The sequence below is a fragment of the Mobilisporobacter senegalensis genome, assembly GCF_003752155.1.
Classification (GTDB): domain Bacteria; phylum Bacillota; class Clostridia; order Lachnospirales; family Lachnospiraceae; genus Mobilisporobacter; species Mobilisporobacter senegalensis.
In genome coordinates this window covers 1-22,254 of record NZ_RJVG01000014.1, presented here as the reverse complement: position 1 = coordinate 22,254, position 22,254 = coordinate 1, and the positions used below count along the sequence as shown (strand labels likewise).

Here is a 22,254-nt window from a genome sequence, read left to right as displayed (position 1 = left end):
AATTGATTATGGGACAATAAATGCTTTGCATTTATTGTATAAGTACATAAATAAGAGAATGTTCGCAAGAGTAAATTATTGATTATGGGACAATAAATGCTTTGCATTTATTGTATAAGTACATAAATAAGAGAATGTTTGCAAGAGTATTTATATTTTCAGAGAGAATGAGAATTAGGAAAGATGGAAATAAAGAGTGAGGACAAATTATGTCAAAAAGGTTATTCATATCAGAAAAACCAAGTGTAGCTAACGAATTTGCAAAAGCCTTAAAAATTAATGGAAGAAAGAATGATGGGTATATAGAAGCAGAGGATACCATCATTACCTGGTGTGTAGGTCATCTTGTAACCATGAGTTATCCGGAGGCTTATGATACTAAACTGAAAAAATGGTCAATTGAAACACTTCCATTTCTTCCAAAAGAATTCTTATATGAGGTCATTCCAAATGTTAGTAAGCAATTTAATATTGTAAAAGGACTGTTAAACCGAAAAGATGTTACAGCAATATATGTCTGTACTGACTCCGGACGGGAAGGAGAGTACATATATCGTCTTGTTGATCAATTAGCTCAGGTTGATAAGAATAAGGAAAAACGAAGAGTCTGGATTGATTCCCAGACGGAAGAAGAAATTTTAAGAGGAATCAAAGAAGCGAAGCCGCTATCAGCGTATGATAATTTAGCAGGCTCCGCTTATTTGCGTGCCCAGGAAGATTATTTAATGGGGATTAATTTTTCCAGGATCCTAACATTAAAATATGGACAAACCGTAACAAATTATTTAAATACGGGAAAATGGTCGGCTATTTCTGTAGGACGTGTCATGACATGCGTCCTTGGCATGGTGGTTCGAAGAGAAAGAGAAATCAGAGCTTTTGTAAAAACTCCTTTTTACCGGGTACTGGCATCAATAGATGCATCAGGGAAAGAATTTGAAGGAGAATGGCGGGCAGTAGAAGGATCTAAATATTTTAATTCCCATTTACTTTATAAAGAGAATGGCTTTAAAGAGAAGAAATCAGCAGAAATATTAATAGATGAAATAAGTGTAAATCAACCGATTCAGGCAGTGATCGAACAAATTGAGAAGAAGAAAGAGAAGAAGAATCCGCCCCTTTTATATAATCTTGCAGAATTACAAAATGAATGCTCCAGAATATTTAAAATCAGTCCCGATGACACTTTAAAAAGAGTTCAGGAACTTTATGAAAAGAAATTAGTAACTTACCCCAGAACAGACGCAAGGGTTTTGTCAACTGCTGTTGCAAAAGAGATACATAAGAATATTGGTGGCCTTAAGAATTATCAATATGGGCAGGAATATGCAAATGAAATTTTATCAAATGGCTCCTATAAGAATATTTCCAGTACCAGATATGTGAATGATAAGCAGATTACGGACCATTATGCCATTATTCCCACAGGACAGGGACTTAGCGCATTGAACTCTTTGAATTCCACAAGTGTCAAAATCTATGAAATCATTGTAAGGAGGTTTCTTAGTATATTCTATCCGCCGGCAGAATATCAGAAGATCAGCCTTATATCAAAAATAGAAAAGGAAAGTTTTTTCTCCAATTTTAAGGTATTAATAAATCAAGGCTATTTAAAAGTTGTCACAAATTCCTTTGATAAAAGAAATAAGGATGCAGTCTCGGAAAATGATGAGAATTCAGGGGGAGAGGAATCGGAGGATATGAAATTTGACACCTCTCTTATTGATATTATAAAGAATCTTAAAAAGGGTATGAGTTTACCTGTAAATAATCTTGCGATCAAAGAAGGAGAGACTTCACCACCGAAACGTTATAATTCAGGTTCTTTAATTCTTGCTATGGAGAATGCAGGACAGTTAATTGAAGACGATGAGCTCCGGGCTCAGATTAAAGGCAGTGGTATTGGAACAAGTGCAACAAGAGCAGAAATTCTTAATAAACTGGTTAAGATCACATATCTGAATTTAAATAAAAAAACACAGATCATCACACCGACACAATTAGGTGAAGTGATTTTTGATGTTGTAAATGCTTCAATCCGCTCCTTGTTAAACCCAGAGCTGACAGCCAGCTGGGAAAAAGGCTTAACTTATGTTGCAGACGGAGAAATATCCATGAAGGAATACAGTGAGAAGTTAGAAGGTTTTGTGAGCCGTATGACAAATGGAGTTAAAAATTTAAATAATCAGAACCAGTTATTAAAAATATTTAATGAGGCAGCATTGTTTTATAAATAAATGAAAATGAATATATATTTTGTATTTTAAAACAAATGAAATCAAGGAAACTTGATTTTATTTGTTACAAGTCAAAAGTGTAAAAATATTTCTGTTTCACACTTATTCCTATCACAATAAGACTTATTTTAAATATATTATATTGTGTAATATTGGAATAATATTAAGTGATTTAATAATGACAAACAGAATAAAACATGATAGAATGAATTGAATTTTGAATAATTATTAACAAAGTTTTATCAGATGAAATAGTCAAATAAATAAAACAGCAAAATAACTTACTAGATGTAAATGCAAGGAGGATATTATATGTGTGGAATTGTTGGATACATAGGAGGAGAGCAGGCTGCACCTATTCTATTAGATGGATTATCTAAATTAGAATATCGCGGTTATGATTCAGCGGGATTAGCAGTTTTTGATGGAAAGAATATCAATATTGCAAAAACAAGAGGAAGACTTAAAAATTTAAGCGACCTTACGAATGAAGGAACAAATCTGAATGGGACCCTTGGAATCGGGCATACAAGATGGGCAACTCATGGAATTCCATCAGATACAAATGCACATCCACATTTCAACGCAGATGAATCTATTGTTGTTGTACATAATGGAATTATAGAGAACTATGTAAAAATCAAAAAACAACTCCAGTCAAAGGGATATGAATTTAAATCAGAGACAGATACAGAAGTAGTAGCACTTCTTTTGGATTACTATTACAATGGGAATCCACTTGAAACGATAGAAAAAGTTTTAACAAAATTAGAAGGATCTTATGCTCTTGGTATGATTTTCAAAGATTATAGTGATGAATTCTATGCTGTACGTAAAGATAGTCCTCTTATTGTTGGTGAATCACAAAATGGTAAGTTCATTGCTTCTGACGTACCTGCTATTTTAAAATATTCAAGAGATGTTTATTTCATCGAGAATGAAGAAATTGTTAAATTAACCAGAGACCATATTACTTTCTATAATATGGATTTAGAAGAGATCAAAAAAGAAACAACATCAATTAATTGGGATATTAGTGCTGCTGAAAAAGGCGGATATACACATTTCATGTTAAAAGAGATCCACGAACAGCCAAAAGCAGTAAAAGATACTATCAGTCCCAGAATTAAAGATGGCCGATTAACTATTGAAGAATTAGGAATGAGTGATGAAGATATTAAATCACTTAAGAAAATTTATATTGTTGCCTGCGGTTCTGCTTACCATGTAGGTATTTCTGCAAAGTATGTTATTGAAGGACTATCAAGAATTCCTGTTGAAGTTGATCTGGCTTCTGAATTTAGATATCGTAATCCTATTTTAGAAGAGGGTACCTTAGTAGTCATCATAAGTCAGTCAGGTGAAACAGCAGATTCCCTGGCAGCCCTTAGGGAAGCAAAGAAACAAGGAGTTAAAGTATTAGGAATAGTAAATGTAGTTGGCAGTTCAATTGCCAGGGAATCTGACAATGTAATGTATACATGGGCAGGACCTGAAATTGCAGTGGCAACGACAAAAGCTTATAGTACTCAACTTGTGGCACTTTATATGTTAGCTATGTATTTTGCAGATGTAAAAGGTAAAATAGCAAAAGAAGAATTACAAGGTTTAATCGAGGACTTAATAAAATTGCCGGAACAGATCCAAAGTTTGTTGGATGATGTTGAACAGATTCAATATTTTGCATCTCAATATGTTGCTGCGAAAGATATCTTCTTTATTGGCCGGGGTATTGATTATGCAACAGCCCTTGAAGGCTCTCTTAAATTAAAAGAAATCTCATACATCCATTCGGAAGCATATCCTGCGGGTGAATTAAAACATGGTACGATTTCATTAATTGAGGAAGGAACATTAGTTACAGCACTTTTAACACAGGAAGAACTATATAAGAAGACAATGAGCAATATTGTTGAAGTTCAGACAAGAGGTGCGTTTATAATGTTAATCACCAACGATGATAATCAAGAAGCAAATAAAGTTGGTGAATTTGTTATCTTAATTCCAAAAACGAATAAATATTTTACAACATCATTGGCAGTTATTCCATTACAATTACTTTCTTATTATGTATCTGTAGGAAAGGGCTGTGATGTAGACAAACCAAGAAATCTTGCAAAATCGGTTACGGTAGAATAGAAGTTCATGTTTATACTTGACTAATGACCCTCGCTTTTATAAAAGCGGGGGTAAGGTTTTGTTCACAGCCCCGGAGCATGATCTTTGGGAATGATTTAATAAATTTAGGAGGAGAAGCAATGTATGACCAACTTATGATTCGTAGTTTATACAATTTAGATGAAACAATCGCCGTGGATATCTTTAAAGATGCTACATATCCATGGGAAGTTCTTTCAAAAATAGGCAATTTTATCCTCACATTAGGCGAAACATTATCACCGGAAGAATATGAAAAACAAGGAGATAATATTTGGATTGCAAAGTCAGCGAAGGTTGCACCGACTGTAAGTATCACAGGACCTGCTATTATCGGAAAAAATGCAGAAGTTCGCCACTGTGCATTTATCCGGGGAAAAGTAATTGTTGGTGAGGGATGCGTTGTTGGTAATTCAACAGAACTTAAAAATGTAATCCTGTTTAATAAGGTACAAGTTCCACACTATAATTATGTGGGGGATTCTATTCTGGGATATAAAGCTCATATGGGAGCTGGTTCCATCACATCTAATATAAAATCAGACAGGTCTTTGGTTGCTGTTTCTTATAATGATGAAAAAGTTGAAACAGGTTTAATTAAAATGGGGGCTATGGTTGGCGACAATGTTGAAATCGGCTGCAATAGTGTCCTAAATCCAGGTACGATTATTGGAAAGTCATCTAATATCTATCCATTATCTATGGTGAGAGGTTTTATACCATCAGATAGTATTTATAAGAAAATGGGTGACATTACTAATAAAATTGTTACAGTTCAGCCATAAGCTTGATTTTACGGCCCTGCATCTCGTTTAGGCAGAATGCCATATAGAAAGCAGTATACGAACTGCTCTTAGTGTGCAAGCACTCATATGCAATTTGTATACTGCATTCTCCAGGGCTGGACTATAATGAAATTTTGCATATTTTTTAATGAAACTATAGACTAATTTGTAGTTTTATGAGAGAATAAGCAGATGTGTGATGTTAAAAATATAACAGATTAGCAGAGCACGACCAAAAGAATTATTACATATGTAAATTGAAAGGAGTCTCAACATGATTTATTCACATGAAGTAGAAAAAATGTGTCCAATTGCACAAGGTGTTAACCACGGAGCTGCTCCAATTCCAGAAGAAGCAAAGTGGGTACAAGCAAAAGAGGTCAAAGATATCTCTGGATTAACACATGGTGTTGGCTGGTGTGCACCACAACAAGGTACATGTAAATTAACACTTAACGTAAAAGAAGGTATCATCCAAGAAGCATTAGTAGAAACAGTTGGATGTTCTGGTATGACTCACTCAGCAGCGATGGCATCTGAAATCCTCCCAGGAAGAACCGTACTTGAAGCTTTAAATACAGATTTAGTTTGTGATGCTATTAATACAGCGATGAGAGAATTATTCTTACAAATTGTTTATGGAAGAACTCAAAGTGCTTTTTCTGAAGATGGTCTTCCAATTGGTGCCGGACTTGAAGATTTAGGTAAAGGCTTAAGAAGTCAGGTTGGTACAATGTATGGTACTCTTAAAAAAGGTCCTCGTTACCTTGAAATGGCTGAAGGTTATGTAACAGGAATCGCTCTTGACGAAGATGATCAAATCATCGGATACCAATTCGTAAGCTTTGGTAAGATGATGGATTTCATCAAAAAAGGTGATGATGCAAACACAGCTTTAGAAAAATCAAAAGGTCAATATGGCCGTGTTGCTGATGCTGTTAAAATAATTGACCCTAGAGAAGAGTAGTAAAGGAGGAAACTTAAAATGGCTTTATTTGAATCATATGAAAGAAGAATAAATCAAATTAATGCAGTACTTAACAGTTATGGAATTGCTTCTATTGAAGAGGCTGAGAAGATAACAAAAGATGCTGGACTTGATGTATATAACCAGGTAAAAGGTATTCAACCAATCTGTTTTGAAAATGCCAGCTGGGCTTACTTAGTAGGTGCTGCAATTGCAATCAAAAAAGGATGTAAGAAAGCAGCTGATGCTGCGGCAGCAATCGGTGAAGGTCTTCAGGCTTTCTGTATTCCAGGATCAGTTGCTGATCAAAGAAAAGTTGGTATTGGTCATGGAAATCTTGGTAAGATGTTACTTGAAGAAGAAACAGAATGTTTCGCATTTTTAGCTGGTCATGAATCATTTGCAGCTGCTGAAGGTGCAATCGGTATTGCGATGTCAGCAAACAAAGTTCGTAAAAAACCACTTCGAGTTATCTTAAATGGTCTGGGAAAAGATGCTGCTCAGATCATCTCCAGAATCAATGGTTTTACATTTGTTGAGACTCAAATGGATTACTATACAGGTGAAGTAAAAGAAGTATTTAGAAAAGCATATTCAAAAGGACCAAGAGCAGAAGTTAACTGCTATGGTGCCAATGATGTTACTGAAGGTGTAGCAATCATGCATAGAGAAGGTGTTGATGTATCTATTACAGGTAACTCAACTAATCCTACTAGATTCCAACATCCAGTTGCAGGTACATACAAAAAAGAATGTTCTTTATTAGGAAAGAAATATTTCTCAGTTGCTTCCGGTGGTGGTACAGGTAGAACACTTCACCCAGATAACATGGCAGCTGGGCCAGCTTCTTATGGTATGACTGACACTATGGGAAGAATGCACTCAGATGCTCAATTTGCTGGTTCTTCTTCTGTTCCGGCTCACGTTGAGATGATGGGTCTTATTGGTATGGGTAACAACCCTATGGTTGGTGCTACCGTTGCAGTTGCAGTAAGTATTCAGGAAGCTGCTGAAGCTGGTAAGTTCTAAGAAGTGGCGTAAAATCGCTGTTTTAGAATGTATAAGTATCCATTAAAATGTGTTCGTAATGGACAAATAATGGACAGATTTTTAGCAGGTATATCTTTGGGTATGCCTGCTATTTTATTTTTAGGATTTCCACTTTAAGAAATTGTTCTAGATTTATATGAGTGTATCTTTTCGTAGTTTTCTGAAAAAGTCATATGGATCTCAGGGTTATTTCAAGAAATATATCTAAGTATTTAGAGAAGAAAGGGATGACTTATAATCATCTCAAATGCATTAATATCTAAGGTTGAGTAAATATTTGATAGTAATGTATATTAGGAATACTAACATTACTAATGACATTAAGAGAAAAAGAAAATTATTGTCAATTCCTTAAGCTACCAGGTCAAATTATTAATAAAGTCCATTGCATCATCTCCTTCTATATATAAGGTAATTTGATGGGAGATATAAAGCCAATAGGTTTGCTAAATACAAATTTGTACGAATATCCATGATAAAATTATATTATGGAAATTTGAACAGTTCCCTCCTGTGGTTTCCAGGTGTAAAAGCCTTGTGATTGATTCTCCATTGACGGAAAATCACCTTAACACATTATTTCCCTATAGTTTTTATTATTGTATATTATAAAATTATGGTATATAATGGGGAAAATAGAGTGAAAATGGGGGACATATGATGGAATCTAAAGATTATTTACGAGAACAAGCTTCGGAAATAAGTAGAATATACAAAAATCCTTTAAACGTTGATCCTTTATCAGGATATAAAAATAATGAGAAAACGAGATTTAGACCGGAGGGTCCTTTCCAACGAGATTTTTCGAGAATCATGTATTCATCGTCGTTTAGAAGACTTCAAGGCAAGATGCAACTACTTGGAATTCGAGAAGATCAATTTTTTAGGAATAGATTAACCCATAGCTTAGAAGTCTCACAGATTGCAAGATCAATTGCATTTGAAATTAATTATGACAAATCAGAAAGTTATGTAGTGGAAGCAGGTGCATTAGCGCATGATTTAGGAAATCCTCCATTTGGTCATGCGGGGGAAACAAAATTAAATGAATTATTTTCAGATATTGGAGGATTTGAAGGGAATGCACAAACACTAAGGATTCTAACCAATATCGAAAAAAAGAAATCTGAGTTTCAAGGCTTAAATCTTACATATAGAACTTTACTTAGTGTAGTAAAATATTTTAAAAAATATGATAAGACACTTAGCAATACTAAACAAAAATTTATTTATGATGATGATTACGAAATATTAAATAAGTTCATTTCTGAAAATAGTCTTAAAGTGCGTACATTGGATGTGCAAATTGTTGATTTAGCGGATGAAATTGCGTATGCTGCACATGATTTGGAAGATGGACTTAGATTAAAGTGTTTTACTATAGATGAAATATTACAAGATTTTCACGGTAAATATGATGCAGAATCATATAAAATATTAAAAGAAACAGTTGATGAATGTCGCGATATTGAAAATTATAATGGTATTGATTCATCAGAGTATACAAAGCTATTTAGACAAGAATTATCATCAAAAATAATAAATTTATTAATACATGATATTGGGCTTAGAGAGGTAGATAAGGAGTTCGCTGAACGTACTGGCACATTATGGGATAAAGAACTTACGTTTATTAATTACTCTAATATCGCTGATGGACTGAAGGATATTACATTTAGATGCATTAATCATAATGATGAGGTATTTTCTTATGAACAGAATGGAAATAAAATTATAGAAGACTTGGTTGAAATTTATAGAAAAAATCCAATGTATTTACCTCCAGAGTATAGAGCAAAATATATACTTAAACAATATAAGGAGCAATTTGAAAATACAACTAGTGAAAATGAATTACAGGAAAGGTTGATTTGTGATTATATCGCTGGTATGATGGATACATATGCTATTTCAGCACATAAAAAGTTTACTAAATTAGAAAGCTGAGGTTTTTATGAATAAATTAATGGGTTTTTTTGAATTGCAACAGTCAAATATACCAACAATACCATGGAAAGAATTTAAACACGGAACTAAATTGGATGATTCTATACTATGGACTATAAGAACTGCAGTATTAAAAGGTGATGATTTAAACCTTCCCCGGTCTGTGGGTGAAGATGCACAAACTTCAATGATATTTGCCGAAAAAATGGTAAATGAGTTATCCGATAACGGTATTGTTGTTTATTATCCATATTTCGTAGCTGAAAAAAGCGGGACGCTTAATGTCTATAATGATAATATTGTTATTGAGGCTGTAAAGAATGATCTATGGAATTTAGTCACTTATTCAGACAGGGATGTGACGATTAGAATAAATGATAGAGAAACAAACTATGACGGTAATGTGAGTTTTCTTGCACAAGAAGAACTAAATGAGATATTGAAGCAGATTCCTAAAATTAGACATATGTTCAGAGATTATTTAACTGAAGGTAAAAGTATATTGCTTGAATGGAGCTTTGCTTTTAATTGTGATAGAAAAAAGAATTCTGTTGGAAAGAAATATTTAGTTTTTTATGAAGCAAGAACAGTGTAAAAGTATTTAAAGCATCCTTCGGGGTGTTTTTCTAGATAATACAATATAATAATAAAATCTCTTATTTGATTCAATTATTGGAAGATATGGATCTACAGATGAAAATGGAGTAAGCTTTACAGAAAAAGAATTTGATAACGCAGTTGCAAAAGGAGTCGTGTATTTGCTCTTATTAAAGAAAATATAAAAAATCTTGAAAAGTAACAGCAGTAAGTAAAGGATTAACAATAATTACAGCAACTGATGAAGAAGGTAATGAAATCGGACAGGTTTATATAAGAGTAAGAGAATAATATCTAAAAGCACAGCCCCTTGGAGCAATCCTTGGGGCTTGTATTAATTTTTACCAATATAAATATGTACAGAAATTTCTTTTTATCATTATAGAAATTAAATATCGGGTTTTAAATTTAAGTTTTAATAGTCATAGATATAGTTATCATTTCACTTTATCTTATTATGCCTAAATGATCTGCTGATTTTCTATCTTTACTATCATATATCTTTTCTAAGTTGTAAATATCATCTTCATTTACTTCAATATTCATTGCATAGTTACCTAATATATTTGTTATTACGTCGTCAAATTTATCTTCACTATCTTTATTGAACCTGCTTTCAACAACTGGACTTATTCTGTAGAAATTATCATCATCCAGATCTGCCCAAACAGATAACAGACCTTTCACATTTGCTTTTCTTAGTTCTTCATTGAGCTTTGTTTTAAGCATTTCTTTGTATAAAAAACTTACTTTTCTTTCAATCTTATTTACTTTTTCAATAGCATCCTGCAACTCATTTACCTTATCAATTATTAATTGCTCTAAATTCGTATCCATAATATGATGTCCTTTCAATATACTTTTTTCTTTTCATAGTACCATGTTTTATATCCTGATTTCAATATTCTGCTTTGAAATGTATAGAAATGCCCACCAATGGATCATACATTGGTGGGCATTTCTATTGATATTAAAAGTGCCATGCTGATAATATTTGTCCACTACATCAACAATTGAAAATAGTTTTGGTGCAGTGGACAATTAATATTAAATAATCACATAGAGTATGTTTTGAGATTATTTAACAGATATTCCATCTACGTCTGCGACGTCTGCGACGGCGTCCACAACAACAAAATCCCATACGATTCACTCCTTACATTTTATAATTGGAAACTTATATCCATAATTATAATATGCAGATTAAAGTTATAATGTGTCAATTTATCTTATAATATGTATAAATTATTGTTGGAATGGAAGATTATGGAGTATAGTGGAAATGTTTAAAGTAAAAAGAGAGGTATAATAATATGTGGGACCATCTAGCCAAAAGTAAAATAGGTACAGGATTATATTAACAGCTATTAGTGAAAGAACTGTATAAGGTAATGTTCTCCTGTAAATAATAAAGACAAATATTATTCATAGGAGAAAACAATATGTATAATTTATTAAAAAGGGCATTGCAGCGCATATTTGATATGATTGAAGAAACCATGATAATGATTATATCAGCAGTTGTTTTGTCTCTTTTTAAAAGAATAGATAATAAATAAAAATCCGGTTCCTTCTTAAAATGAAAGAATCATATAACTTTGTTGTTATATGATCCTTTTTGACAAATAAAATTATATAAATAGGCTCTAAGATATTATCCAATACTGTCCGGTATCACTTTTGTAATTTCATAGCTTGAATTAATCATAGTCCATAATTGCTGATAGTAAATCATAATATTCCAGACACCTGAACCGGCTAAATCATATTCGTCGATTAAATCATCCAGGGCATTAATACTTCTGGCATCGATGAACCAGACGATATGCTCTATAGGGGCACCAACAAAAGAAACATTATACCGAAAAAACGGTGTCTGAGAAGTTTCATCAAATTGTATTGCTACTCCTACATCACGTGCTAAAGCTATGGCTGAATCTAAAGTAATGGCATGAGCAGTTGATCTGTTTGGAATATAGGGTAGTTCCCAATCGTAGCCTATCAGAGGTTTTCCTACAAAAAGTTTATCGGAAGGTGTTGTTGCTACCACATAATTTATAAAATTCCTTAATAAAGCGATAGAACTTACTGGAGCCGGAGGATCGTAGTTGATACCCCATTCATATTGTAAAAACATTATGCCATTTACCATCTGGCTAATACCTGAATAATTTATCTCCTCATATGATATTTCATTATCCACATATTCTATATTGGGGTTTATTGTAATGAAAAGAAATAATCCTTCAGTATTAAAACGAGCAGATGTTTTTGCTAAAAAATTTATATAAAGATCTTGAGTAGTCTGATTTAAATTGCTGAATAGAACATTCATACCCATATATCCTGTGGATTTTAATATATCAATGATATTATTTAAAAGTTGATCCTGAAATTCTTCATTTAATAATATCTCATAGATAATTTCAGGGATTAACTCACCTGTAGGTGTTAATGTAGATATCATCAACAATGGTACAACACCATAGTATTTTGATAATTCTATAATTTCAGCATCTTCCCCATAGGCAATTATTTCACCTTCCTCGGTTAACCTGTAATTGAATATTGAAAGATAAGTTAGACTGGGCAAAGTTTTTTTTAATGTATCCTGGCTTATATAAGGATAAGCATAACCATTTGTCGATATTGATCCACTTGTATTATATCTTATGATTAATGTTTCACCAGGATATAAGAATGTCCTGTCAGCTAAGAAGGCATTATTTCTTAATAATTGCATTAGAGTAATACCATATTCATCTATAATACTTGTTAATGTATCCCCCTCCTGAACTACATGAGTCTGGGCTGGATATGTTATAACTATTGTTTGGCCAGTTACTAAATCAAAGGGATTAATAAGACCATTTTCTTGTACTAATTTAGTAAAAGGAATGTCATATTGATCAGCAATGGAATATATAGTATCTCCTGGTTGAACAACATAGATGTCCATAAATTACCTCGGAATATTTGCTTATATTAAATATATGATTTACAGGAATGAAATTACCTCTTTTGTTAATAAAACTAAAATTTTTGAATAAAATATACCAATCTGTTCTTATTTGCTCTTTCACTTTTTAACATTCTTTTCATAATATATTATGTAAATAATATTTAGAGAGGAATGGAGAGATTGGATAATAATAATTTCAATCACGATGATATAGATCAAACTTATACTGTCCATAATCAACAATTTGATCGAAGGAGACCGGAGGATACATTTGATATTCCTGATTTTAGAGGGGAGCCGCCTTCTGCACCGCCTCGATTTGTTCCGGATACGCCAAGGACAGGAGCACAACCGTTTTCCGGAGATTTTGATTCTGCAGAACCATTCAGAGGTCCCGGCGGTAATCAGTTTAGAGGCATGCGCCGCTGCTTAAACCAGTTCACTTATATATGGCTAATTAATGGAAGTAATTTCTGGTTCTATCCTACCTTTATCAGAAGACAGCAAGTGGAAGGATTCCGCTGGAGAAATGGAAGATGGGTTTATGATAGAATTAATCTAAGAAGAATTCTTTTCTTTAGATGTTTTAGATAGGACAGAAATCTATAAGAATTATAAGAGGCTAGGTATTGTGTACCTGAAGTGAGGCTAAAAGGTTGGATACTTTATAATTAAGTGGTTTTAGAGGAATGGGTTCTGTATTGAATGGAGCTCATTCCTTTTCTTTAGTAAATTAATGGTTGACAAATACACCACGAATCTTTAAAATAACTAAACATATACCTAGATAAATAGTAAAAAATAACATTTAAGTATAGAAAAAATAAGAAAAGGATGATTACTTTGAAGCTAAAATTTTTAGACACTTATAGGGGACTTCCAAGAAATATGTATATTATGTTTCTAGCTACAGTAATTAACAGATTCGGTGATTTTGTCATGCCTTTTCTGACAATGTATCTTACGATTAAAATAGGTTTATCTTTTGAAGTTGCAGGAATCATTGTTACAGTAACCTCTTTGCTAGCCATTCCATCTTCTATTCTTGGAGGGAAATTTGCAGACGAGATAGGAAGAAAAAAGACTTATTTGATTGCTCAGGGTGGAGCAGCCCTATCTTTAGTGCCTTGTGCTTTCTTAAAAAATCCTATACTTATTGTTATATTTCTTTTGATATCTACATTTTTCCATGGGGCAGTAAGACCACCAATGAATGCCATAATTACAGACATTCTACCGCCCCATCAAAGACAGCAGGGATTTTCACTAAATTATCTTGGGATCAATGTTGGAGTAGCCCTGGGTCCCATTGTAGCAGGTTTTTTATTTAATAACTTTTTACCTTTACTATTTATTGGAGATGCAATAACTTCATTTTTAGCATTATTTTTAATTTGGAAAAATATAAAAGAGATGAATCCAGAACAATTAAAGAATACTGCATATACGGAGATGGAGCAGGAAGAAAAGGGAAATATTATAACGGCTCTACTAAAGCGGCCTCAAATAGCTTTATTTTTATTAGTATATATTATATATAGTTTCGTCTATACACAATATGGTTTTTCACTTCCACTGACAACAAATGCAGCCTTTGGGAGTACCGGCGCAAGTAAATTTGGAGTTTTAATCAGTGTAAATGCAATAACTGTTCTGTGCTGTACAGTAGCTGTAACTTCCCTTACCAAGAAGCTGAAACCACTTTTGAATATAATGATTGCCGGTATATTCTATGCAGTTGGTTTTGGAATGCTTGGATTTGTTCATAGTTATTATCTATTTATACTTTCAACAATTATATGGACCATAGGGGAGATCTTAGTTGTAACAAACTTTGGAGTACATTTAGCAGATAATAGTCCAAGTAATTTTAGAGCCAGATTTAATGCGGTTGGTTCTTTAAGCTGGGCCATAGGCGGAGCACTGGGGACTTCTATTGCAGGAAAATTTATTCAAGAAATTGGATTAGAATACATTTGGTTATTTACATTTGTACTATCTATTATTGGTATTGCAGGCATGTATGGAATACATATTTCTGGAAATAAGAAAAAAGCTGTCGCAGAGTTAGAAGAAAGTATATAAGATAAAAAGGGAGAGATATTTTCAATGGAACTAAAAGCATATTTACATAAAGTTCAATATTATGAAACTGATCAGATGGGAGTTGTCCATCATTCCAATTATATTAGATGGTTTGAAGAGTCAAGAGTTGATTTTCTGGACCAGATCGGAGCATCTTATGATATGGTTGAGAAGGATGGTTATATAAGTCCGGTCACCTCGGTAAAGTGTGATTATAAAACATCTGTAAGATTTGGTGAATCTGTATATATTATTACAAAGTTAGATAAATTTAATGGAATAAAATTTAGTCTGACTTATAAAGTAATAGATTCAGTGACCAAAGAGATAAAAGCAACAGGAGAAAGCACCCATTGCTTTCTTAATAAAGATGGAAGACTGATCTCACTAAAAAAGGAAAATGAAAGGTACTATAATTTATTTATAGAAGCAATAGGATTAGAAACATAAACATAGTCAGGGCTAATCAGCCCTGACCATGTAATTTGCTTACACATTCCATAAGGTCAGCTTTTGAACTAAATTCATCCGTATGTTTTAATACATAATCTCTGGTATCAGAATCTAAAGAAGACAGATAATCATCTCTATCTTGAACTGAATTAAAAATGCCGGGGATAAAAGCAGGGAATACGTTATCAAATGGAAATACTTGTTGATCAGGGTCCATAAATTCACCTCCAGTCAAGAGGTAGTATATGTGTTTCGGATAATAATATACATAGGTGTGTTTATTACTTTTTTTATTTCAGACCTAAAAGATGGAATACCAACGTGGTAATAAAACATACGATGAAAGCAACTATAGTTGGAATGAGCATGGAAGCAAATGTCCATTTCATACTTCCGGTTTCTTTCCGGATTGTCCATAGAGTTGTAGAACATGGCCAGTGAAGCAGACTAAAGAGCATTGTATTTAGCGCAGTAAGGTGGGTCCATCCATTTGAAACTAATGTGTGACGTAAGGATTCTATATTTTCAAATTCTGTAAGTGTGCCTGTAGATAAATAGGACATTAAAAGCACAGGTAAAACAATTTCATTTGCTGGAAGGCCTAAGATAAATGCCATTAAGATATATCCATCTAATCCGATTAAACTTGCTAAAGGATTAAGGAAGCTGGACACATGGCCAATGATACTTAGATCTTCTATATAAATATTCCCTAAAATCCATGTGAATGCACCAGCAGGCGCTGCAATTAATATTGCTCTGCCAAGGACAAATATAGTTCTATCTAAGAGTGAGGTATAAAGGATTCTTCCTATCTGAGGTTTCCGATAAGGTGGTAATTCTAAAGTAAAAGTACTGGGAATTCCTTTAAGCAAGGTCTTAGACAGTAAAAAAGAAACCAATAATGTAATACTGATACCGGCTACTACAAGTAATGTAACAAAAAGAGCAGGAGTAACACTGTTTAAATATTTATTGGAGCTAACTGCCAAAAACACTGTGGATATAGCAATCAGAGTTGGAAATCTTCCGTTGCATGGAACAAAATTATTGGTTATAATTGCAATTAGCCGTTCTCTTGGTGATTCAATAATCCGGCAGCCAATGACACCGGCAGCATTGCATCCAAATCCCATGCACATGGTAAGACATTGCTTTCCATGTGCACAGGCTCTCTTAAACATATGATCCATATTAAAGGCAACCCTTGGCAGATATCCCAAATCTTCCAATAATGTAAATATTGGAAAGAAAATAGCCATAGGAGGCAGCATCACAGCAATGACCCAAGCTAATGTCCGATATAAACCTAGTACTAAAAATCCATGCAGCCACGAAGGAGCATTAAAATATTCAAACCATTCCGTAAGTATATCCTGAAAACCAAACAGCAGATTACTTAACATGGCAGAAGGTATATTTGCTCCTTGAATTGTAATCCAGAAGGTTGCCGCAAGGAGAAGCAGCATGATCGGTAATCCAAATTTTTTGGAAGTTATGATATTATCAATTTTCTGATCACGATTCAATTTTTTTATATCTTCTTTTACATAAGTCTTCTTCATATATTCTGCAATTCTGTAATTTTCTTCTGTTATGAATTCCCTGATTTTTTCTTTATCGAGATCTGGATGTATATTTTCCAGAACTGATCTTAAGAATGAAATATCCTCTGGCAATAAATATTGTTCCATGGATTTATAAATACTTTCATCTCCATCGATGAATCTGAGGGCGAGCCATCTTGAATTTAAATGTGGAAATTTTTCTTTTATTATATTTTCAATTTTATTTACATTGTCTTCAATTTCTTCACTATACTTTATAAGCTTTGGTTTGCAGATAATTTCATGTGTGATTACTTTGTCTAATGTTTGTTTTAAATTATTTATGCCCACACCATTCCTTGCGGCAGTTAGTACAACAGGAATTCCCAGTTCTTTCTCTATACCTTTCTCATCTATGGTTATATTTTTTTTCTTTGCTTCATCAATCAAATTAATACATAGTATTACCCGGCTGCTCAGTTCCATAACCTGAAACACAAGATTAAGGTTGCGTTCCAGACATGTAGCATCTGCTACAACAATGACTGATTCAGGATCGCCAAAACATATAAAATCTCTGGCAACAATTTCTTCTACAGAAGAAGCAAAAAGAGAATATGTCCCAGGCAGGTCAACTAAAATATATTCGTTTTTATTGCTGGTAAATTCACCTCTGGCATTGACTACTGTCTTTCCAGGCCAATTTCCAGTATGTTGATGCAGTCCGGTAAGGGAATTAAAAACGGTACTCTTGCCGGTGTTAGGATTACCGGCCAATGCAATTACATGTTGATCCTCGTTTCTTTCAATATGAAAAGTATCTTTGAGTGAACTTTTTTGTGATGAATTATAAGTTAATCCCATATTTCGGTCTCCTTATGATATTTATATTAATTTAGACAATTGCGAAACTCTAAAATTATATTTATTTGTGAAACAATTAATACAATTCCGGAGCGGAAGCTAAGCGGAAGGAGCGTTGGAGCGGAGGAATTCGTAGTAATTGTTTTATAAATTTAGGAAACTTAATAGTTTTGCAATTACCTATTTATATTAATTCACATTTATTAAGGAGGATTCTTCTTTTCTTAAAGCGATCATAGCTCCTCTTATTTTATAGACGGTCAGATTGTCCTTTGGCCCTTTTCTGAGAACTTCAACGAAAGAACCTTTTGTTAATCCAAGTGCCAGTAACCTTTCTTTCAAGATGTCTTTGGCTAATATATTTTCTACTTTAGCCATAGCACCAATTTCAACTTCACATAATTTTCTCATCATATTCACCTCTTCAAGACATTGTTGCCGGTTAATTGCAAATCTGTAATATTTTTAATTTTAGATTAACTAAAATTTTAGACTAATCTATAAATATTAACCTGGGCTAACTTTTACATAATTTATATTATGTATTCATGTAAATTTGTGTTACTGAATATAATGGTAGTTACTGAAATTTTAATTCCAGATTTTTCTTGACAATTAATAAGCCGTATAATATAATTCAATTAAGTAAATACTTAATTGAATGAGAGGATATAGAATGGAATCAATCGTTCAGATATTTAAAGCTCTTGGAGATGAGACAAGATTAAAGATATTAATTATATTAGCGAATAGAAAAATCTGTGGGAAAGGGATTGCAAAGCATATACAGATTTCAGAAGCAGCGGTATCTCAGCACATAAAGGTTCTAAAAGAAGCTGGAATTATTGTAGGAGTAAAAAGAGGATATTATATACATTATGAATTGCAGAAGGATATCCTATGGGATTTAGTTCATTTCATTGAACAAATAAGTCAAACTCCAGTAATAATGAATTGTAAAATGGATATGGATATACCAAATGAATGTAGAGCATTATGTAAATCAAATAGAAATAGCTGTTGTAAAAGAGACAGAGAATTGAAAGGAGAATAACAGATGAAAGTATGTATTCCTATTGAAGAGGACAAGGGTCTTAACAGTATTGCTTATGGGCACTTTGGAACGGCACCATTTTTCTTGATCTATGACTTGGAGAATGAAACTTCGAAAGTAATTGAGAACAGAGATTTAAATCATTCCCATGGGATGTGCCAGCCACTCAAAGCCATGGGCGGGGAAAATGTAAGTGCCATTTTAGTGGGAGGAATAGGTGCAGGCGCATTAATGAAGCTAAACGATCAAGGAATAAAAGCATATCAGGCAGAGATTGATTTAGTGTCAAAAAATGTTGAATTATTCAAACAGAATAACTTGGTTGAAATCTCCATAGAAGATAGTTGTGGGCATCATGAATGCAGCCACTAGACTTTGAGCAGAAAGAAGGAGTGATTGCAAAATAAGAGATAAGATTATTTTGCAATCACTCTTTTTTATTATGATAAACAGTATTGTCTAAATTTTCCTTTGGATAGAATCTTCTTCTTTTACTTTATTTTTAATAACAGTGATCGAATCATTCTCAACAAATTGCTGCTCTGTAGATTTTCTCCTGTAATAAGTTAAATTATAAGAATCTGGTTCCGGGAGAGAAGAAAATTCCGTTGGGGTATATCCGGTAATCTCTTTAAATACCCGGTTAAAATTTCTTATATTATTAAAACCGCAATCCAATGCAATATCCGTAATCTTATGTGAAGTATTCTGAAGCTGGTTGGCTGCTTGTTCTACTCTGATTAAATTTAAATAAATAACAAAATTAATGCCGGTTAATTTTTTGAATACTTTCGAAAAATGGCTCTCACTAAAATTCATCTTATTGGCAGCAAATTCTAAGGTAATATTATCTGAATAATGTTCATCCATATAGGACAATAATTGTTGTAGATCATAGAGCATATTATTGCGTCTGTTCTGACTTTGCAGTTCAGAATTATTACGAGGTACTTTTCTCTTTAACAGATACCAAAATTCCCTGATAGCAGCTTTGACGATATCCTGATAATAAGGCTCTTTTGCCAAAAGCTCTCTGCCTACTGTCTGGATCAATTTATCTAATCCTTCTTTCAGATCATAATCTTTTAATTGTTTATTTGTAATCAAGGGATGAATAAAGTGGGTATTTTTATATAATGAACTTATAATACCAGGATCAAATATAATAAAATCTAAGGAATTGTCCATTTCATAGGAATCGCTGTAATGGATATCTCCGCTATCGCAGATTACCAGATCCCCTTCATAGGCAGTAAATATATGATTATTTATACTGATTCTGGCTGAGCCTGACCGAATATAAATCAATTCTATCTCTTTATGCCAATGTGCTAAAAAGCTAATATTAGTGTAATTGGAATTCCATACCATAAAATCAGAACCGTAGTTACGTACTTCATGAAAAGCTCTCATAAAAATTTCCTTTCCTCTAAAATTAAAATGCAATAGCAATTTACATAGTATTTTGTCTGTTTTCATTGATTATAGCAATTATCACAAAAATTGTCCATATTGTAACATAAATTTGCGAGCAATTCCATGATAATTATTGTATGATATGAACATAATACAGATGAAATTTATAAAACTGTTGTTTAAAATGTATAAATCTATCAATGATAAAAATGGAGGTAATAAAAATGGCAAAGAGCAGATTAATTGGAGATTATCCTGTAATCGGAATCAGACCAACAATAGACGGACGTAGAGGTATGCTTAAAGTAAGAGAATCTCTGGAAGATCAGACAATGAATATGGCAAAAGCAGCAGCAGAACTTTTTACTAAAAATTTGAGATATTCCAATGGAGAACCTGTAAAAGTAGTTATTGCAGATACAACAATTGGACGTGTTGCTGAAGCAGCAGCCTGCGCAGACAAGTTCAGAAAAGAAGGAGTAGATATTACCTTAACAGTTACTCCATGTTGGTGTTATGGTTCAGAAACTATGGATATGGATCCAATGACAATTAAAGGTGTATGGGGCTTTAATGGAACAGAAAGACCAGGAGCTGTTTATCTTGCAGCAGTTTTAGCAGGTCACGCACAAAAAGGTCTTCCTGCATTTGGTATCTATGGACATGATGTTCAAAATGGTGATGATACTTCAATTCCAGAAGATGTACAAGAAAAACTTTTAAGATTTGGTAGAGCAGCCGTTGCAGCAGCTACTATGAAAGGCAAATCTTATTTACAAATTGGCTCTATCTGTATGGGTATCGCAGGTTCCATTATTGATCCAAGTTTCTTTGAAGAATACCTTGGTATGAGAGTTGAATCAGTAGACGAAGTAGAAGTAATTCGTAGAATGGAAGAAGGCATCTACGATGAAGCCGAGTTCCAGAAAGCACTTGCATGGACTAAGAAATACTGTCCAGAAGGATTTGATAAGAATCCAGAAGATGCTCAGAAATCTCGTGAAGAAAAAGATGCAGATTGGGAATTCGTTGTGAAGATGATGTGTATCATCAAAGATTTAATGAATGGCAATCCAAATCTTCCAGAAGGCCGTGAGGAAGAAATGGTTGGACATAATGCAATTGCGGCAGGCTTCCAGGGACAAAGACAATGGACTGATTTCTATCCTAATGCAGATTTCCCAGAAGCAATGCTTAATTCTTCTTTTGACTGGGAAGGTGCAAGAGAACCATATATATTAGCAACAGAAAATGATGCCCTAAATGGGGTAGGTATGTTATTTAGTAAATTATTAACGAATACTGCTCAAATCTTTGCTGATGTTAGAACATACTGGAGTCCGGAAGCTGTGAAAAAAGCAACTGGTTATGAACTGGAAGGAAAAGCAAAAGAGTCAGGTGGATTTATTCACTTAATCAATTCTGGTGCTGCATGTATTGATGCATGTGGAGAAGTGAAAGATGCAAATGGTAATGGAGTCATCAAACCATTCTGGGAAATGACAGAGGCAGATCAGGAAGCCTGCTTAAAAGCAACTACCTGGAATCCGGCAGATCAAGGTTACTTTAGAGGTGGCGGATACTCTTCAAGATTCTTAACTAAGAGTGAAATGCCTGTTACAATGATCCGCTTAAATCTTGTAAAAGGAATCGGACCAGTGCTTCAAATTGCAGAAGGCTATACAGTAGCCCTTCCAGATGAAGTTTCAGATAAATTGTGGAAGAGAACAGACTATACTTGGCCATGTACCTGGTTCGCTCCAAGAACAACAGGGGCCGGAGCATTCAAAACAGCTTATGATGTAATGAATAACTGGGGCGCAAACCATGGTGCAATCAGTTACGGACACATTGGTGCAGATCTGATTACTTTATGCTCCATTCTTAGAATTCCAGTTTGTATGCATAACGTGCCAGAAGAAAAGATTTTCAGACCAGCTGCATGGAATGCATTTGGTATGGATAAAGAAGGTTCTGATTATAGAGCTTGCCAGACTTATGGACCAATGTACAAATAATAAGTAAAAATAAGTATAATTAAAGGGGCTGTAAAAAAACGGCCATAAAGAACGGCCATAGTAACACCAGACGGTGAAGCTATGGCTGTTCTCGATTTATTTACAAGATTATATC

19 protein-coding genes are annotated in these 22,254 nt (G+C 33.6%); 13 read left to right on the top strand and 6 right to left on the bottom strand.

The features are described 5' to 3' along the window. Window positions 1-209: 209 nt before the first annotated feature. The 7 genes from EDD66_RS16595 (at window position 210) to EDD66_RS16565 (ending at window position 9,738) form a co-directional block, all read left to right on the top strand. Window positions 210-2,237: a DNA topoisomerase gene (locus EDD66_RS16595; RefSeq protein WP_123610712.1), complete on the top strand. Its 2,028-nt coding sequence runs from the start codon at window positions 210-212 to the stop codon at window positions 2,235-2,237. A gap of 312 nt (window positions 2,238-2,549) precedes the next feature. Next, window positions 2,550-4,376, top strand: a complete 1,827-nt coding sequence (gene glmS / locus EDD66_RS16590; RefSeq protein ID WP_123610711.1) for a glutamine--fructose-6-phosphate transaminase (isomerizing) — start codon at window positions 2,550-2,552, stop codon at window positions 4,374-4,376. A gap of 119 nt (window positions 4,377-4,495) precedes the next feature. Continuing rightward, window positions 4,496-5,179, top strand: coding sequence for an acyltransferase (locus EDD66_RS16585; RefSeq protein ID WP_123610710.1), 684 nt, complete (start codon window positions 4,496-4,498; stop codon window positions 5,177-5,179). A 274-nt stretch (window positions 5,180-5,453) separates the two neighbouring features. Further along, complete coding sequence (locus EDD66_RS16580) at window positions 5,454-6,146, top strand: iron-sulfur cluster assembly scaffold protein (protein ID WP_123610709.1); 693 nt, start codon at window positions 5,454-5,456, stop codon at window positions 6,144-6,146. Between the two features lie 18 nt (window positions 6,147-6,164). Continuing rightward, entirely contained in the window at window positions 6,165-7,175 is a 1,011-nt protein-coding gene (locus EDD66_RS16575; protein WP_123610708.1) for a GGGtGRT protein, read from the top strand. A 681-nt stretch (window positions 7,176-7,856) separates the two neighbouring features. Then, window positions 7,857-9,143 carry a deoxyguanosinetriphosphate triphosphohydrolase family protein gene (locus EDD66_RS16570; protein ID WP_243115404.1) on the top strand — a complete coding sequence of 429 codons (1,287 nt, stop codon included), beginning with the start codon at window positions 7,857-7,859 and terminating at the stop codon, window positions 9,141-9,143. Window positions 9,144-9,150: 7 nt separating this feature from the next. Continuing rightward, window positions 9,151-9,738: a hypothetical protein gene (locus tag EDD66_RS16565; protein WP_243115403.1), complete on the top strand. Its 588-nt coding sequence runs from the start codon at window positions 9,151-9,153 to the stop codon at window positions 9,736-9,738. 449 nt (window positions 9,739-10,187) lie between these two features. Here EDD66_RS16565 and EDD66_RS16560 read toward each other — a convergent pair whose 3' ends face one another. Both EDD66_RS16560 and EDD66_RS16555 read right to left on the bottom strand, forming a co-directional pair. Then, window positions 10,188-10,577: a hypothetical protein gene (locus EDD66_RS16560; RefSeq protein ID WP_123610706.1), complete on the bottom strand. Its 390-nt coding sequence runs from the start codon at window positions 10,575-10,577 to the stop codon at window positions 10,188-10,190. An 817-nt stretch (window positions 10,578-11,394) separates the two neighbouring features. Further along, on the bottom strand, window positions 11,395-12,699 hold the full coding sequence (locus EDD66_RS16555; RefSeq protein ID WP_123610705.1) for a LysM peptidoglycan-binding domain-containing protein: 1,305 nt from the start codon (window positions 12,697-12,699) through the stop codon (window positions 11,395-11,397). Between the two features lie 183 nt (window positions 12,700-12,882). Between EDD66_RS16555 and EDD66_RS16550 the strand changes: the two genes are divergently transcribed. From EDD66_RS16550 to EDD66_RS16540, 3 genes are all read left to right on the top strand, one after another. Further along, window positions 12,883-13,296: a hypothetical protein gene (locus EDD66_RS16550; protein WP_123610704.1), complete on the top strand. Its 414-nt coding sequence runs from the start codon at window positions 12,883-12,885 to the stop codon at window positions 13,294-13,296. 249 nt (window positions 13,297-13,545) lie between these two features. Continuing rightward, on the top strand, window positions 13,546-14,787 hold the full coding sequence (locus EDD66_RS16545) for an MDR family MFS transporter (RefSeq protein ID WP_243115402.1): 1,242 nt from the start codon (window positions 13,546-13,548) through the stop codon (window positions 14,785-14,787). Window positions 14,788-14,811: 24 nt separating this feature from the next. After that, window positions 14,812-15,237, top strand: a complete 426-nt coding sequence (locus EDD66_RS16540) for an acyl-CoA thioesterase (protein WP_123610702.1) — start codon at window positions 14,812-14,814, stop codon at window positions 15,235-15,237. 16 nt (window positions 15,238-15,253) lie between these two features. Here the strand turns inward: EDD66_RS16540 and EDD66_RS16535 are convergent, their stop codons facing one another. The 3 genes from EDD66_RS16535 to EDD66_RS16525 all read right to left on the bottom strand — a co-directional run bounded on the left by EDD66_RS16535 (window position 15,254) and on the right by EDD66_RS16525 (window position 18,065). Then, entirely contained in the window at window positions 15,254-15,457 is a 204-nt protein-coding gene (locus EDD66_RS16535) for a hypothetical protein (protein WP_123610701.1), read from the bottom strand. A gap of 73 nt (window positions 15,458-15,530) precedes the next feature. Further along, window positions 15,531-17,651 carry a ferrous iron transport protein B gene (gene feoB / locus EDD66_RS16530; protein ID WP_123610700.1) on the bottom strand — a complete coding sequence of 707 codons (2,121 nt, stop codon included), beginning with the start codon at window positions 17,649-17,651 and terminating at the stop codon, window positions 15,531-15,533. 189 nt (window positions 17,652-17,840) lie between these two features. Further along, window positions 17,841-18,065 carry a FeoA family protein gene (locus tag EDD66_RS16525; protein WP_330511411.1) on the bottom strand — a complete coding sequence of 75 codons (225 nt, stop codon included), beginning with the start codon at window positions 18,063-18,065 and terminating at the stop codon, window positions 17,841-17,843. Between the two features lie 262 nt (window positions 18,066-18,327). On the opposite strand from EDD66_RS16525, the gene EDD66_RS16520 reads away from it, so the two are divergent. Next, window positions 18,328-18,705, top strand: coding sequence for an ArsR/SmtB family transcription factor (locus EDD66_RS16520; protein WP_123610698.1), 378 nt, complete (start codon window positions 18,328-18,330; stop codon window positions 18,703-18,705). Window positions 18,706-18,708: 3 nt separating this feature from the next. Beyond that, the gene (locus EDD66_RS16515; RefSeq protein WP_123610697.1) at window positions 18,709-19,077 is read left to right on the top strand and encodes a NifB/NifX family molybdenum-iron cluster-binding protein; all 369 of its coding nucleotides are present in this window, start codon (window positions 18,709-18,711) and stop codon (window positions 19,075-19,077) included. 87 nt (window positions 19,078-19,164) lie between these two features. Here EDD66_RS16515 and EDD66_RS16510 read toward each other — a convergent pair whose 3' ends face one another. Continuing rightward, a complete protein-coding gene (locus EDD66_RS16510; protein ID WP_170164405.1) occupies window positions 19,165-20,118 on the bottom strand; it encodes an AraC family transcriptional regulator in 954 nt (317 codons plus the stop codon). A gap of 227 nt (window positions 20,119-20,345) precedes the next feature. On the opposite strand from EDD66_RS16510, the gene EDD66_RS16505 reads away from it, so the two are divergent. Beyond that, entirely contained in the window at window positions 20,346-22,139 is a 1,794-nt protein-coding gene (locus EDD66_RS16505; protein ID WP_123610695.1) for an L-fucose isomerase, read from the top strand. Window positions 22,140-22,254 lie beyond the last annotated feature (115 nt).